The 16,054-nt window shown below is 35.3% G+C and carries 14 protein-coding genes and 1 riboswitch; of the genes, 10 read left to right on the top strand and 4 right to left on the bottom strand.

From position 1 onward, the window contains the following. From Q0409_RS03580 to mmp11, 5 genes are all read left to right on the top strand, one after another. Positions 1-486 (top strand): 3-isopropylmalate dehydratase small subunit, encoded by a 486-nt coding sequence (locus Q0409_RS03580; RefSeq protein ID WP_298535148.1) that lies wholly within the window; start codon positions 1-3, stop codon positions 484-486. Positions 487-618: 132 nt separating this feature from the next. After that, complete coding sequence (locus Q0409_RS03575) at positions 619-1,608, top strand: isocitrate/isopropylmalate family dehydrogenase (RefSeq protein ID WP_298535146.1); 990 nt, start codon at positions 619-621, stop codon at positions 1,606-1,608. Between the two features lie 32 nt (positions 1,609-1,640). Next, positions 1,641-2,636 (top strand): glycosyltransferase family 2 protein, encoded by a 996-nt coding sequence (locus tag Q0409_RS03570; RefSeq protein ID WP_298535144.1) that lies wholly within the window; start codon positions 1,641-1,643, stop codon positions 2,634-2,636. 337 nt (positions 2,637-2,973) lie between these two features. Next, a complete protein-coding gene (gene ribH, locus Q0409_RS03565) occupies positions 2,974-3,405 on the top strand; it encodes a 6,7-dimethyl-8-ribityllumazine synthase (RefSeq protein WP_295608389.1) in 432 nt (143 codons plus the stop codon). Between the two features lie 113 nt (positions 3,406-3,518). Continuing rightward, on the top strand, positions 3,519-4,457 hold the full coding sequence (gene mmp11, locus Q0409_RS03560; RefSeq protein ID WP_295603991.1) for a methanogenesis marker protein 11: 939 nt from the start codon (positions 3,519-3,521) through the stop codon (positions 4,455-4,457). Positions 4,458-4,505: 48 nt separating this feature from the next. On the opposite strand, the gene dusB is transcribed toward mmp11, so the two are convergent. Next, positions 4,506-5,489, bottom strand: a complete 984-nt coding sequence (gene dusB, locus Q0409_RS03555) for a tRNA dihydrouridine synthase DusB (RefSeq protein WP_298535140.1) — start codon at positions 5,487-5,489, stop codon at positions 4,506-4,508. A gap of 152 nt (positions 5,490-5,641) precedes the next feature. Here dusB and Q0409_RS03550 point away from each other — a divergent pair, with 152 nt between their 5' ends. Next, positions 5,642-6,313, top strand: coding sequence for an isoprenylcysteine carboxylmethyltransferase family protein (locus tag Q0409_RS03550; RefSeq protein ID WP_298535138.1), 672 nt, complete (start codon positions 5,642-5,644; stop codon positions 6,311-6,313). 123 nt (positions 6,314-6,436) lie between these two features. Here Q0409_RS03550 and Q0409_RS03545 read toward each other — a convergent pair whose 3' ends face one another. Next, on the bottom strand, positions 6,437-7,159 hold the full coding sequence (locus tag Q0409_RS03545) for a nitroreductase family protein (protein ID WP_298535136.1): 723 nt from the start codon (positions 7,157-7,159) through the stop codon (positions 6,437-6,439). A 249-nt stretch (positions 7,160-7,408) separates the two neighbouring features. On the opposite strand from Q0409_RS03545, the gene Q0409_RS03540 reads away from it, so the two are divergent. Then, positions 7,409-9,205, top strand: coding sequence for a YhgE/Pip domain-containing protein (locus Q0409_RS03540; protein ID WP_298535134.1), 1,797 nt, complete (start codon positions 7,409-7,411; stop codon positions 9,203-9,205). Between the two features lie 47 nt (positions 9,206-9,252). After that, positions 9,253-10,761 (top strand): hypothetical protein, encoded by a 1,509-nt coding sequence (locus tag Q0409_RS03535; protein ID WP_298535132.1) that lies wholly within the window; start codon positions 9,253-9,255, stop codon positions 10,759-10,761. Between the two features lie 266 nt (positions 10,762-11,027). On the opposite strand, the gene Q0409_RS03530 is transcribed toward Q0409_RS03535, so the two are convergent. Next, positions 11,028-11,360 carry a hypothetical protein gene (locus tag Q0409_RS03530; protein WP_298535129.1) on the bottom strand — a complete coding sequence of 111 codons (333 nt, stop codon included), beginning with the start codon at positions 11,358-11,360 and terminating at the stop codon, positions 11,028-11,030. Positions 11,361-11,427: 67 nt separating this feature from the next. After that, a complete protein-coding gene (locus tag Q0409_RS03525; protein ID WP_298535127.1) occupies positions 11,428-13,053 on the bottom strand; it encodes an AarF/ABC1/UbiB kinase family protein in 1,626 nt (541 codons plus the stop codon). A gap of 166 nt (positions 13,054-13,219) precedes the next feature. Then, a riboswitch (FMN riboswitch) is annotated at positions 13,220-13,370 on the top strand. 162 nt (positions 13,371-13,532) lie between these two features. On the opposite strand from Q0409_RS03525, the gene ribB reads away from it, so the two are divergent. Then, the gene (gene ribB / locus Q0409_RS03520; protein ID WP_298535125.1) at positions 13,533-14,174 is read left to right on the top strand and encodes a 3,4-dihydroxy-2-butanone-4-phosphate synthase; all 642 of its coding nucleotides are present in this window, start codon (positions 13,533-13,535) and stop codon (positions 14,172-14,174) included. A gap of 68 nt (positions 14,175-14,242) precedes the next feature. Next, positions 14,243-15,901 carry a fumarate reductase (CoM/CoB) subunit TfrA gene (tfrA, locus tag Q0409_RS03515; protein WP_298535122.1) on the top strand — a complete coding sequence of 553 codons (1,659 nt, stop codon included), beginning with the start codon at positions 14,243-14,245 and terminating at the stop codon, positions 15,899-15,901. Positions 15,902-16,054 lie beyond the last annotated feature (153 nt).

Raw genomic sequence — 16,054 nt, 5'->3', positions numbered from 1 at the left:
ATGAAAGGAAAAGTTTGGAAATTTGGAAATGACATTGATACAGACATTATTCTTCCAGGAAGATACTTGATTTACACTGATGAGGAAAGGTTATCAGAGCATTGCATGGAAGGATTGGTATCTGACTTTAAGTCAAAAGTGAATGCAGGAGACTTCATTCTTGGAGGAACAAACTTCGGATGCGGATCAAGCAGAGAGCATGCTCCAATAGCTATTAAGGGTTGTGGAATATCTGCTGTAATAGCTGAATCCTTTGCAAGAATCTTTTATAGAAATGCAACAAATGTAGGAGTTCCGCTTTTGGAAGCTCCTGGAGTGTCTGCACTTATTGAAGATGGTGAGGAAATCGAAGTGGATATGGAAAATGGATTGATAATTTCAGAAAGCGGAAAGGAAATTGAATTTAAGAAATTACCTCCATTCATGCTTGAAATCCTTGAATCCGGTGGTTTAATCAATTATTTAAAAAATCAGAAGAACGAATAAATTACATATAATTTTCTTATAAATTGTTCTAAAGAATTTTCTAAAAATTATCTAAAAATTATCTAAAAATTATTTAAAAAACTATTTTAGAAAATTATTATTTTTACTATTAATCATCAATGAGGTTAAAAAATGTATAATATTGCTGTAATTCCAGGAGATGGAATTGGTAAAGAAGTTATGGATGCATGCATAAGTGTATTGAATTCATTGGATATTGACTTTAATTTCAATTACGGTGAAGCTGGAGACGAATGTCTTGAAAAAAATGGTGAAGCCTTGCCAAATGAAACAATTGAGCTTGCAAAAAGTGCAGATGCATGTCTTTTTGGAGCTGCAGGAGAAACTGCAGCAGATGTTATTGTAAGGCTTAGACAGGAATTGAACCTTTTTGCAAACCTAAGGCCAGTGAAATCATATCCAAACACCAATGCCCTTTTTGACAACCTTGACTTTATGATAGTGAGGGAAAACACAGAAGGAATGTATATTGCTAAGGAAGAGGAATATACTGAAGAAGGGGCAATAGCTAGAAGAATCATTACAAAGAAAGCTGAGAGAAGGATAATAGATTACGCTTTCCAATATGCTAAAAACAACAACAAGTCCAAGGTCACTGGAGTTCATAAGGCAAACGTCTTGAAAGTGACTGATGGATTGTTCAAGGAAATACTATACGAAGTGGCTAAAGACTATGAAGGTGAAATAGAAGTGGAAGACTTCTATGTGGATGCCACTGCAATGTATCTCATTACAAGGCCTGAAAGCTTTGAAGTCATAGTAACCACAAACCTGTTTGGAGATATCCTCTCAGATGAGGGAGCAGGTCTTGTAGGTGGATTAGGCATGATTCCATCTGGTAACATTGGGGAGGATGGGGCTTTGTTTGAACCTGTTCATGGTTCTGCACCAGACATTGCAGGTCAAGGAATAGCTAATCCAATGGCTATGCTTCTATCAGCTTGCATGATGCTAAACTACTTGAAGGAATATGAAGCTGAAGAAAGACTTAATAATGCAATACTTGAAGTCTTGAATGAAGGAAAAACCTTAACTCCAGACCTTGGAGGAAAAGCAAGCACTAGTGAAGTGGCTGAAGCAATAATCAATGCATTGAATTAATCTTACTTTCAAAAAAAAATAAGTGATTTTAAATGACCAATCCAAAAATATCTGTTATTCTTTCTGCATACAATGAAGAGAAATTCATTAGAAAAGCCATTGAAAGTGTAGTGAACCAAACATTGAAAGATATAGAAATTATCATAATCAATGATGGATCAACTGACAATACCTTAGAAATTATCAATAGCTATGCAGATAAGGACAGCAGAATAGTAGTCATTGACCAGGAAAACATCGGCCTTGGTGCAAGCAGAAACAAGGGGATGAAAATAGCTAAAGGAGAATATGTCACTTTTCTTGACGGCGATGACTGGTTTACAGAGGAAGCTTTTGAAACCGCTTATAATGAGGCAAAGGCCAAGGATACAGACATCACCATGTATCAGATGATCAACTATGATGATGAGACTGGAAGAGTCTATGAAAACGATTGGTTTAACTTAAATAATCTTGATGAAAGCTTTGATGATGCAGTATTCTCCCCTCTGAAAACAAAGGATTTCCTATTTGACCTATCTGTAAGCAGCTGCCAAAAGATCTATAGAAACAGCTTTTTGAAATCAATTGATGCAAGCTTTCCAGAGGGGATATACTTTGAGGATATGCCATTTTTCTTTTATGTCTATCTTAAGGCAGAAAGGATTTCAATCATCAGAAAGCATTTCTATTACAGAAGAAAGCACGATGCCTCAATAACTCATGTGGTTGATGCAAACTACTTGGATACTGTTGAAGCAGGCTGCGAGCTTATGAGAAGAATGGTTGAGAATGGATTCTATGAAGACTACAAGTTCGACCTTTTAGCCTACAAGGTCAATGGTCCAAGAATGGCACTTATGGACATTACAGAAGATGCTAAGGAACCTCTTTTCAATCTTATAAAGGAAGATTATGAAAAGATTAAAGAGACTGGGTACTACCAAGACTACTTGGATAATCTAGGTCCAAAGAAGAAAAAGTTCTTCCTGGATGTCTTGAAGTATGACAATTATCCAGAATTCAAAAAGGAAAATCCGGAATATTGATGATTTTTTAATTTGATAATTCTTTATGAATGAAAAAATGAAAAATTTAAAAAATATTTAAATAATATAAAACATTTATAAGTAATTACAATAATATATAAAAATATTAGAAGATTAAAATTATAATTAAATTTAATTATCTAAAAAAAGGAGATTTAAAATGGACGCAGTAAAAATTGCAGCATTGTTTATTATTTTTATTATGGTCTTCAGTGCAGTGGCTACTTTCATTGCATATGTGCTCTAAATCAAGAATAGTTCATGATGAAAATGGTAAATGAAAATAAAAAATTAAATCTAATCAGTTACAAGAAAATTTTAATGTGGAGGATAAAAAATGGTAAAATATAATATTGGTGCAGTAGTTGCAGAATTTAACTATGATATTACTCATATGATGTTAGAACTTGCAAAAGCAGAAGCTAAAGTTCGTGACTGTGAAATTACAAAAATTGTAATGGTTCCTGGCGTATTCGATATGCCACTTGCAATCAAGAAATTAACTGAAGCAGATGAAGAAGGTAGAATTGACCTTGACTGCATAATCACTTTAGGTACTGTAATTGAAGGTGCAACCGATCACGACCAAATCGTAGCTCAACATGCATCCCGTAAAATAGCTGACTTATCCTTAGAATGGGGTAAACCAATTTCCCTTGGTATCAGCGGTCCTGGAATGACCAGATTAGATGCACACAGAAGAGTTAGTTATGGTAAAAACGCTGTTGAAGCAGCTGTTAAAATGTGTGACAGATTACAAGACATTTAAATTTAAAAAAAAGAATTCTTAAATGAATTCTTTAAAACTTTTTTTATAAAAACTATCGATTCATATAGTATTTTCAATTCTATTATTTTTTAAACTTTATATTAGATGATAATATGGCAATTTTAAAACCTGAAGAGTTAAAAGAGAAATTTGATGACCCATGGATTGCTCCATATGAGAAAGTCATTACAATGGCAGATGGAGATATTGTAGAACTTATTGAATACCACCCATGCCCAAGCGGTTCCAACTGGTTGCTTTATCAATACCAACACAGCAGTGAACTTATCATTGATGCTAAAAGAGATGGGAACAAGCACACCTACCTTTGTAAAGTAGGCAAAAAGCCAATAGACCTTAAGGCAAGTATCAATGCTGCTGGAATTGAAGAGGTTGCAATTGATGAAGAGGCTAAGGAAGTTAAGGTAACCCATGGAGGCCTTGCTGGCGCTGGTGTAGGTGCTGGAATGTGCAGAGGAATGGGAGAAGGTGTCAAATACGTGGATGTCCTTGAAGTCGGAGGAGGCAGTAAGGAAGGAAAAGCTACTGTAGTAACTCCAAAATACGAAAAACTAGTCATTGGAATTGACGACACAGACGTTAAGGATGCTGGAGCAACCTGGACTATGGCTCATAACATTGGCCTTCAATTGAAAGAGGAAGGATTTGAGTATCTTGACCATATTATCGTTCAGTTATTCCCACATAATCCTCACAAAACTCAAAACTGCGTTTCAATTGCACTTACCTTCGCTGTAATGGCTGAAGATAAGGAAAGATTGATCAATAGACTTATTGAAATCCTAGAGCATGACACATTATCCGATAAGACTGCAATAGCTATTCTTGAAGGAATTGGAATCCCACCGAAACTTAGGGAATATGCAATGGCTACCAAAACCGGCATGATGGATGTAGAAACTGCTGAAAAGCTAGCAGAAGAATTGGACATTCCACTAATTGCAGTTACAGGAGACCAAGGTAAAGTAGGTGCACTTGCAGCTTTAGGTCTTCATGATGATGTTGATGAGGCTGTTAAAGTTTATTACTAGTTCAAACTTTTAAAAAGTTTGAACAAATTTTTTCTTTTTTTTATTTCATTACTCTTTTTCCATTGATTTCACATAATCATCCAATAGATTAAACAAATCTTCTTTTGTATTCATTTTAAATATTTGCTGCTTCAATTCAATCGTTCTTGGCAATTTCTTTACATAATAGGCGGCTTGAGTCCTCATTTTTGGAATTGCAAATTCCTCTCCCTTGACTTCAATAAGCATATCTATGTGTTTTTTAAGGGTTTCCATTCTCTCTTCCATTGTAACTTCATATGGAAGTGTGCCATCTTCAAGATAATTGACACAATCTCTGATAAGCCATGGATTTCCAAGTGATGCCCTTCCAATCATGACTGCATCACAGGATGTTTCATCAAGCATTCTTTTTGCATCAAAACATGACTTGATGTCACCATTTCCAATAACGGGAATATTCACATTTTCCTTGACTTTACTTATAATGGACCAATCCGCCTTTCCTGAATATCCTTGATCCTTTGTTCTTGGATGAACTGTAATTGCTGATGCACCTGCATCCTCAACGATTTGTGCTATTTCCACTGCATTTATGCTGTTTTTATCCCAACCGCTTCTGAGCTTTACAGTCACTGGAATCGGTACAATGTCTACAATAGATTCTACAATAGATTTTACCTTATCTGGGTCTTTCATCAAAGCGCATCCTGCCTTTGACCTGTTTGTCACCTTAGTTACAGGACATCCCATGTTAATGTCAATGATATCCACATCAGTGTTCTCCCAGATGTACTTTGATGCAAATGTCAGTGATTCCAAATCTGAGCCGACAATCTGCTGTGAAATTGGATGTTCATAGTCAGTCATGTACAGCATTTCCTTGGTCTTCCAATTGCCATACATAATAGCCTTGTCTGAAACCATTTCGGTTTCAATCAGCCCACATCCCATTGACTTTACAATGGTTCTAAAGCTGAAGTCACATACTCCTGCCATAGGGGCCAAAGCTATCTGATTGTCCATTTCAACATTTCCAATTTTCCATTTCATATGAATCAGTTAAATCATTAATTTTCTAAAAAATATTATTTGATACCTTATATTTTATTATTATCCTAAAAATATATAATCATTCCACAAACTCAAAATTTATTAGATTAAAAAAATAAATGAATTAGTGTAAAGTAAATTTCGGTGATATGATGGATACTAAACTATTTTTTCAAGCTTTAAGCAAATTCCTAATTGGTTTTATAATCATATGCATGCTTCTTTTCATTCCTACTGGAACCTTAGATTATCCTAATGGATGGCTGTTTATGGCATTGCTATTTATTCCTATGTTTTTTGCAGGAATAATCATGCTTTTCAAGTCTCCAGATCTTTTGAGAAGAAGATTGAATGCAAAGGAAGAGGAAGATGAACAGAAAACAGTGCTATTGCTTAGTGGAATAATATTCCTCGTTGCTTTCATTTTAGCTGGACTTAATTTTAGATACGGATGGTTTAAGCTTCCAACTGTGCTTATTATAATCTCTTCAGTCATATTTTTGATTGCTTATATTATGTATGCTGAAGTGCTTAGAGAAAATGAATACCTTTCACGTACTGTTGAAGTGAGTGAGAATCAAAAAGTGGTTGATAGTGGATTATATGGCCTTGTAAGGCATCCAATGTACACTTCCACAATATTTCTGTTCCTGTCAATGCCCTTGGTATTGGATTCAATATTCTCATTCATTGTAATGTTGGTTTATCCAATAATAATCATTTTTAGAATAAGAAATGAAGAAAAGGTATTAGAGAATGAATTGATTGGATATAAAGAGTATAAGGAAAAGGTAAAATATAAACTAATTCCATATTTATGGTAAAATAGCTAAAAAAAGTAAAATAAGATAATCCAGATGGTAAAAAAGTGTGAAAAATAGCCAAATAAAAAGTAAAATAAGATAATCCAGATGGTAAAAAGTGTGAAAAATAGCTAAAGATAGCTATTAAATCTCAAAGCTTCCAGCATAGAATAATCCTTTGAGCTCTTTAGGATTGTCTTTCATGTAGAATCTAAAGCTATCCTCATTTGCTACATAAAGATGTGCTAAAGCTATTCCTGTATCAATCTGATTCCACTTTTTATAGAATCTGTTTCTAAGTCTTCCAAGTTTCACTCTGTATAAGTCATAACTGCCATCATCGTTGTGTGTAAAGTACCATGGCTGCGTATTGGAAGCGGATGGTGCAAACTGTGCAGGGGCTAGTTTTTCATCTGCCTTATCTGATATTTCATCAAGGCTTTTTCTTCTAAACTGGTCAATTTCCCTGTATAAATTGCCTTTTGGCTTACCGATTGATATGATTATAATGAATTTTTGATCATTATCCGGATTTTCAAAATTCTTTGGATTTCCCATTCCTATCCAACAGGTCCCTATTCCCTTGCTTTGCAAAAACAGATCCATTTGCTGGAAAATAAATCCAACATTTTGATAGTAATTTTCCTTTTCCTCACTGAAAATAGCTATGTAATGAGGTGCCTTCCATCTCATCATTGTAGAGATATTCTCTGTTGGAAGGATTTCATAACTCCATTTTATGTTTGGATTCAATTCCTTTGCATTGTCAATGAAATCCCTTATCTCATCAAGTGTCTGCTTTTCAAGTGGTGCATCATCATAAGATCTAATAGATTGTCTTTTGTATATTGTATCCTCAAGGTTCATTTTATCACCTCATTAAATAAAAATGCCAAATCTTTTAAAAATTATTAATTTTCAGTTATAGATTTTGATGAAATATGATTTAAATCTATTGAATTCATGGGTAAAAAATAAAATGACTATATTTTTAAAAAAAAATTAGAATAAAACTAATAACATAGTTATAAAGAAAAAAATGAATATTTTTATGGTAATGATTTATATTAAAAAATATAAAATAATATATATCCAAAAAATTTAATAGGTAAAAAGATGAGTAGAAAAGACCCTATGATGATTGCAGAAATCATGAAGAAAAACTTCAAGGGAGCGTTCTCAAATCCTATTGTATTGATTGTTCTCATTGGAGTAATTATTCTTCCTTCACTTTATGCCCTTTTGAACATACAGGCATGTTGGGATCCTTATGGAAACACTGGTGATGTTCCATTTGCAATAGCTAACCTCGATGAGGGAGCATCATTCAATGATAAGGACATAAATGTTGGAAAGGAACTTGTAAAAGACTTAAAGAAAAATGATAAATTCAAATGGACATTCGTTTCAGAAGATGACTTGCGAAGGGGTGTGTATAACGGAACCTATTATGCGGGAATTGTCATACCCAAAAACCTGAGTGAAAACATTATTTCAATCACTGGTGACAATCCTCAACAGGCAAAGCTTGAATACGTTGTAAATATGAAAACAAACCCTGTAGCAACTAAATTGACTGATTCCGGTGCCAATGCTGTCTATACCTCACTTAATGCAAAAATAGTTGAAATCATAGATATTGCAGCTTACCAAAAGCTTGGTGAATTGCAGGCAGGCCTTGCTGAAGGAGCTAAAAAACTAGCAAACGGTGGAAAACAACTTCAAGCAGGTAATGCAAAAGTTCAAGCAGGAGCAAACCAAGTGAAAAACGGTGAAAGCCAAGTTAAAGATGGTGCTAATCAGGTTAAATCTGGAGCATCTGCACTAAATGATGGTGCATCACAATTAAAGCAAGGCTCAGACCAATTGAGTGATGGTGCGTCCCAAGTGGAAAAAGGTTCAGAGGAATTGTCAGCAGCGGTTGACCCATCACTAATACCGGATGGTCCAATAAAAGACTATGCCGAAGGAAACGTTAAGCTTGCTAATGGAAGCAGCCAAGTTGCTGAAGGAGGAAAACAGTTAGCAAATGGTGCAAATCAGTTAGCTGACGGAGGAAGCCAACTGGCAAACGGTACAGTTCAAGTGGCTGAAGGAAGCAGTAAATTGGCAGAAGGTTCAGTGAGTCTTGCATCTGGAGCATCCCTACTTTCCAATGGTGCAACAAATGCATTGTTTGCAGCATCCAGTTCATTAGGATCCACTGCAAACACTCTCGGTGGAATCACAGGCATAGATGAAGACACACTTGGGGATTATTTCCTTTCTCCTGTACAATTGGAAAGAAACGAGCTGTTCCCAGTGAATTCATACGGTTCTGATGTATCTCCATTTTACCTTGTATTATCCATGTGGGTAGGTGCTGTAATTACCTGTGTGATGTTAAAGCCAGGAACCAGCCAAGGAACAAAATATTCCCCATTTGAAATGTACTTCGGCAAATTGTTAACCTACATTATAATGAGCATACTTCAAGCATGCGTTACAATCATGGGCTGCTATCTTCTCGGCATCCAAATTGTAAATCCAATCCTCTTTATAGCATCTTGCATACTGGTATCGATGATATTCATGATTTTAATCTACTCAATAATTTCTGCAATCGGTACAGTCGGAAAGGCTATTGGAGTTATCCTCTTGGTTCTTCAAATATCTGCAACAGGAGGAGTCTATCCAATTCAAATCATGCACCCATTCTTCAAGGCATTGTATCCATACATGCCTATGACTTATGGAATTACATTGGTCCGTGAAGCACAGCTTGGTGTGGTTTGGTCAAACTATATCCCCGCATTGATTATACTTTTAGCCATTGGATGTTTAACAATTACCGCTGCAGTGATCATTAAGGAAAAATTAGATAAGCCTTCCCATTACTTTGAAGAGAAATTAGAGGAAAGCGGATTGTTTTAGGAGAATATGAAAATTATATTTGCAAATAAAAGAAATGAGGAAAATTTATGAAATTCAAAAAAAGCCTTCTGATTATATGCATTTTCATTTGCCTATTCTCTATTGCAAGCGTTTCTGCAAATGAGATTGATGATGCGGCAAACATAATGGAGGACCGTGAAATTATTGCTGTTGATGACAGCAATTCAATTGAAAATCTAGAGGAAAGCCTAGCTGAATCCTCAAATGAAAACCTTATTGGAGACTCATCAGAAGATGATGGAACTTTTTCTGCATTGCAAAAGAAGATAGATGACGCAGAAGAGGGAGCTATAATTACATTGGATAAGGATTACGCTTATGATGAGGATTTTAGCAAAAGAGGTATCCGAATAAACAAGAACTTGACAATAAACGGTAATGGCCATACATTAGATGGTTTATCCCAGTCAAGAATATTATTAGTGAGATACGGCCTTATTGATAACAATTATGTTGTATTGAACAACATTAAATTCACCAACGGAAACACCGACCTTTACGGTGGAGCAATATTCAATTATGGCAATTTGACCGTTAACAATTGCGTCTTTACAAATAACTACGCTAAATATTGTGGTGGAGCGATAAACTCTGTAGGACAGTTGAATTTAAAGAATTCCAATTTCACCAAGAATACTGCAGGAGGGGATGGTGGAGCTGTATTGACATTTTCCATAGACAAAGCCGTTGACTTCTTCAAGAAAATTTATGTGGATAGAACTCCTGAAGGGGAAATGGAATTCGTTTTCAATGCTACATTAACCATAGATTTAAGCTACGGAACAAACTATGTATCCAAATGCATTTTCACCAACAATATTGCAAAAGGCCGTGGTGGAGGAGGAATATACGGATTCACTCATCTAAACATCAATTCATGCACATTTAACTCAAACCAAGCTAATGAACATGGAGGAGCAGTGTTTGCAAATAAGAATCTAGTACTCAAGAACTCAAAATTCACAAATAATAAGGCGCCTAAAAATGGTGGAGCAGTTTACTTCAGATGCCATGAGCAAAGCGGCAGCTACGTAAACAAGACTTGGGTTCCAAAGATCAAATACTACTCTGGAAATATCACAAATTGCGCCTTCAGCAAAAACACTGCGAAAAAAGGAGGGGCAATATACGGATTCTTAAATGTTGCATCTGACAAGAAGCGTTTGAAAGTGAATAAATGCAATTTCACTGCCAATAAGGCAAGTTCATCTGGCAGGGATGTATTAGGTGGAACCTGTTCAAACTGCATTTACAATTACATTAAATTGACTTCAAAAAACAAAACAGTGAAAAAATCTGCTAAAAAACTCACTTTAACTGTAAAGCTTACTAAAGGAAAAGCATTGCTTAAAAACAAAAAGATCAAATTCAGATTTAGAGGCAAAAATTATTATGCTAAAACCAACTCAAAAGGAATTGCAAAAGTCATAATCAAAAAAAGCGTGCTTAAAAAGCTTAAAGCAGGTAAGAAATACACTGTAAAAATGTCTTATCTTAAATACAGCATTAAAAGAACTGTAAAAGTCAAAAGATAATTTAAAATTAATTTTAAAATTAAAACAAGAGATGCCTTATTGAATTAAGGCATTTTAATTTCTTTTTTTCAAAATTTTATTTACATATTAAAAATAGCTATTTTTAAAAGATCAAAACTTATGAAAGGGCTTTGAAAATTAATTAAAAAAAGATTTAAAAATAAAAAATTAGTGAAAAAATTAATTGAAAAATATTAAAAAAATAATTAAAAAATAATTAAAAAATAAAAAAAGAAAAAATAGAAGAAAAATAATTTAAAAATAAATTATTCGTCTGCTTCTGCTTCTTTTTCAGCTTCAATGATTTCAATTTGGTTTTCAAACCATGGAAGAATGTCTTCATCTTCAGCATGGTATTCAGCTTTAGCCTGTTCAAATTCTGCTTTAGCATCTTCAACATTGCCCTCTTGAGCCTTTACCAAAATTGAAGCCAAAATAGCTGTCTTGTCTTCTGGAGCTTCTGCTTTCCATTCTTCAATGATTTCTTTCAATTTTGCAATATCTGCTTCTATTGGCTCTTTATTGGCTTTTATCTCTTCAAAGAGTTTCATGAAGATAATTGCTTTTCCAACTTTTTTTGCTGCGCTTTTAATGCCCATGTTAATCCTCCTTTATAGAATTTGTTTAATCAATCCTGAATAAAAATTCATAAAATCTTTATAAAATCTAGTTATCAAGTATAATGTATTTTAAAACTATGTAAAATCCTAAAACTGCACTTAATAGGAATCCGAATAGACCAATTGCAGAAGTGTCCCACATTTTTGGTCCACTGTTTGATAGGATAGCCAATGATGAACCTATGATAAGTGCAGATATTATGAGTGATGCTGAAAGCTGATTCTTAAGTTCAGTCAATCCTTTAAGTTCCAAATTGACTTTTATTTCTCCTTTTTCCACTTTTGTAAGGGTGGAATTTATCCTATCAGGCAAATCCTTCATTAAATGTTCAACATCCAATAGATAGTCATAGCTTCCTTTTGCAACATTCACAGGATTGAACTTATTGACGACTAATTTTTTAGAGAATCTTTGAAGTGCCTCTCCAATATTGAAGTCCTTATCCAGATTATATCCTATATCTTCAATAAGTCCCACTCCCCTCCCAATCATGACGAATTCTCTTGGAAGTGTGACCCCATGCTTAATCATGGTGTTGATTAATTTTTCCAAAACACCATCCATTTGGTCCAAATCAGCACCAATGTAACGATTTACCAAATCCTCGATATCCATCCTTAACTCTTCAGTATCCTGTTCAGGAGAGATGATTTTCATATAAAGCAATTGCTTGACAAGGCTGTTTGCATTTCCTCCTAGCAATAATAAGATCAATTGAGCCAAGTCACTACGGAAATTTTCATTCAATATTCCCATCATGCCTAAATCAAGGTAACAGAGCTTTTTCTCTTCCTTATCTACAATCATGTTACCTGGGTGAGGGTCTGCATGGAAAAATCCATCAAGCATCAATTGCTTGAAATAGGATTCAACTATATCATTTGCAATTTTCTTGCCTGATATTCCATCAATCTCATTGTCATACAACTCAGTGACATTATACCCTTGAACAAGTTCCATATTGATTATCCTATTGGTACATAGTTTTGGATATACCTTAGGATATTTCACATAATCATGGCCTTCAAAGTTCTTGGTGATCTTTTGAATGTTCATGACCTCTTCCATATAGTCAAGTTCCTTGAAAATGGATCTTTCAAATTCCTTTATGATTGCCGGCAAGTTGAATGTTCTTGTTCTTGTAATGTACCTGTCTGCCTTTTCAGCCAAGTAAACCATTATCCTTACATCAGCTGCAACGATATCATATGAACCTGGCTTTTGGACTTTCACAGCTACCTTTTCACCATTTTCCTTCAATATGGCCTTGTAAACCTGACCGATTGACGCTGACCCGAGTGGCTCCTCTTCAAATTCGGAGTACACTTCATCCAATGGCTGACCAAGTTCAGTTTCTATCACTTCCCTGATCTCTTCAAATGGGGTGACAGGAGTGTTATCCCTAAGCTTTGTCAGTTCCTCTGCAATCTCATTTCCGACAAGGTCAGGCCTTGTACATAAAAGCTGACCTAATTTGACATAAGCCGGGCCTAATTCCTCCAAGGCCATTCTAATTCCAGAAGAATCCAATTCATCTTCATATTCACCTTGAGAGGGGTCTTTAGGTTTTCTAGATTCAGATATCAAATGTCCTACATTATACTTCTTAGCAACGTTACGGATTTCCTTAATCCTTTGACTAGCTTCCTTTATTTCTTCTCTTGATGCCATAATATCCTAACCAAATTACATGAATTAAACATTATTATGATAATGTTTGTAAAAAAAAAGTTAAAAAATTTTTCTTAACATGATTAACATTGTTAAAATAATTTATATTTATATATAAAAAAGATATATAAAAAAGTATTTTAATCACTTACAATATATTTTAATATACAATTCTCAGGGCGGAGTGAAATTCTCCACCGGTGGTGATTCATCAGTGCAAAAATTTTTTCTAAAAATGATAAGTCCACGAGCACAATTGTGTTGATTTGGTGAAAGTCCAAAACCGACGGTGACAGTCCGGATGGAAGAGAATATGAGTTTAAAGTAAATAGGTTAGATAACTCTATGTTTGATTAATAGAGAATAGCTAAAAATCTAAAAAAAATCACCTTTACTTAAAAATAAATATCCTTTTTTTGCCCTGATTCTAGTAACTAGAATTAGAAAACTTTTAATTTAAACAACTAAGGAGCTTTACTATGAATCATGAAGAAAGTTTAAAAGGAAGTCCTCAAGAAAGAGTGGAAATAGCATTGGATGCAATTAGATCAGGAAATGGAGTCATTGTAACTGATGATGAGACACGTGAGAACGAAGGAGACATGATCTTTTCATCAGAACACTTGACTGAGGAGCAAATGGCACTTCTCATAAGAGAAGGAAGTGGAATCGTATGCTTATGCTTAACTCCTGATAAGGCAGATGAATTGGAACTTCCTTTAATGGTAGAAAACAATACAAGTACTTATGGTACTGGATTTACAATAACAATTGAAGCAGCAGAAGGGGTAACCACTGGTGTATCCGCAGCAGACAGAGTAAAAACCGTTAAAGCAGCATCAAATCCAGATGCAAAACCAAGTGATTTACACCACCCAGGTCATGTATTCCCTCTTAGAGCAAGAGAAGGGGGAGTGCTTGAAAGGGATGGCCATACTGAAGCAACCATCGACTTGATGAGACTTGCTGGCCTTAATCCTGCTGGCGTATTATGTGAAATCACATTGCCAAACGGAACTATGGCAAGAATGCCTGATGTAATTGAGTTCTCAAAAGAGCATGACATGCCTGTTGTAACAATTGAAGATATTATACAATATCGTAAAGAAAACAATGTATAAACCCCAATCAAAATTTATATTAAAAAAATACTAGCAAATAGATTAAAAAAAACTAAAGAAGGGAAATTATGGAAATTAAAACTATCACAACTGATGTATTGATTATAGGTTCTGGTGGTGCAGGCTGTAGGGCAGCAATTGAAGTGTCCAATCAAGGAAAGGAAGCATTGATTGTTTCAAAAGGATTGACTTTCAGATCAGGCTGTACTGGAATGGCTGAAGGTGGATACAATGCTGCACTTGGACTTGTAGACCCAGAGGATAGTGTAGAAGCGCATATTAAAGACACCTTAAAAGGTGGAAGCTACCTTAATGACCCTAAATTAGTAGACATTCTAATCAATGAATCACCTGATAGACTCCATGACTTGGAAGAGTATGGCGCTCTCTTTGACAGACAGGAATCCGGTGAATTGAACCAAAGGCCATTTGGTGGTCAAACCTATAGAAGAACCTGTTTTCAAGGAGACAGAACCGGCCATGAAATCATGACTGCACTTAAGGAAGAAATCATCAAGCGTGACATCAAGACCATTGATGAAGTGATGATTACAGCACTTATCAAGGATGACTCAAACAACATCCTTTCAAAAGTGATCGGTGCAGTTGGACTTGACCTCAAGAACAATGACATCATCTATTTCCAAGCTAAAGCTGTTGTTCTTGCAACTGGAGGATCCGGCCAATTATTCCCTGTAACCTCAAACACTACCCAAAAGAATGGGGATGGATTTGCACTTGCATGGAATGTTGGAGCAGACCTTATTGATATGGAAGAGATACAGTTCCACCCAACAGGTATGGTATATCCTGACTCAAGAAAAGGAGTTCTTGTAACTGAAGCTGTAAGGGCTGAAGGCGGAAGACTCATCAACAGCGAAGGGGAAAGGTTCATGGGCAGATACGATGATCGTATGGAACTTGCTACCCGTGACGTTGTTGCAAGGTCAATCTATAATGAGATCATGGAAGGAAGAGGAACCGAACATGGCGGCGTATATCTTGATGTAAGCCACCTCGACCCAGATTTGATTGATGAAAAGCTTGAAACAATGGTGCTTCAGTTTGAAGACATTGGAGTGGACATCAAAACCGAACCGATGGAAGTTGCACCTACTGCACACCATCATATGGGAGGGGTCAGAATCAACGAAGATGGCCAATCCACTGTTGAAAACCTATTCGCTTGCGGTGAAGTCTGTGGAGGAGTCCATGGTGCTAACCGTCTTGGAGGTAACGCACTTGCAGACACTCAAGTGTTCGGTAAAAGAGCAGGATTTGCTGCTGCTCTTGCATGTGACTTGACTACAATGCAGTACAATTTCACAGCTGTTGAAGAGGAAAAGAATAGAATAGAATCATTGATGAAGGAAGGTTCCATCGATCCAATAGCTATGAAGAAGGAAATCCAGCAATTGATGTGGGAGAAAGTGTCAATTGTAAGAAATGAGCAAAACCTAAAGTCCGCTCTTGAAAGACTTCTTGAAATGAAAGAGGAATTGAATGACCTAAATGTTGATGACAGGACTCAATTCAATGAATCATTACTCACTGCTCTTGAAGTAATCAATATGGTTGAAATCTGTATCCTTATCGTAAAATCTGCAATACTCAGAAGAGAAAGTAGAGGAGCACACTTCAGAGAAGACTTCCCAGAAACTAACGATGAGCTTTGGAAAAAGAGCATTGTCATGGGACCAAATAAAATCAGATTTGCTAAACGTTAGTAAAATTGACTAATTTTTAACAATCTCATTTATTCTAATTTTGTGGAGTTCAGCTCCACTTTTTTTATCTTGGAAAAAAGATAAAAATATTTAAATATTTAAAAAAACTATATTCAATTAAGTGTTTGTGTATCAATCTCACTATGAGATTGA

Origin of the sequence: uncultured Methanobrevibacter sp. (genome assembly GCF_937898925.1) — an archaeon.
GTDB lineage: Archaea > Methanobacteriota > Methanobacteria > Methanobacteriales > Methanobacteriaceae > Methanobrevibacter.
Note: the sequence above shows the minus strand (reverse complement) of the source record. Positions and strands in the feature narration are given on the sequence as shown.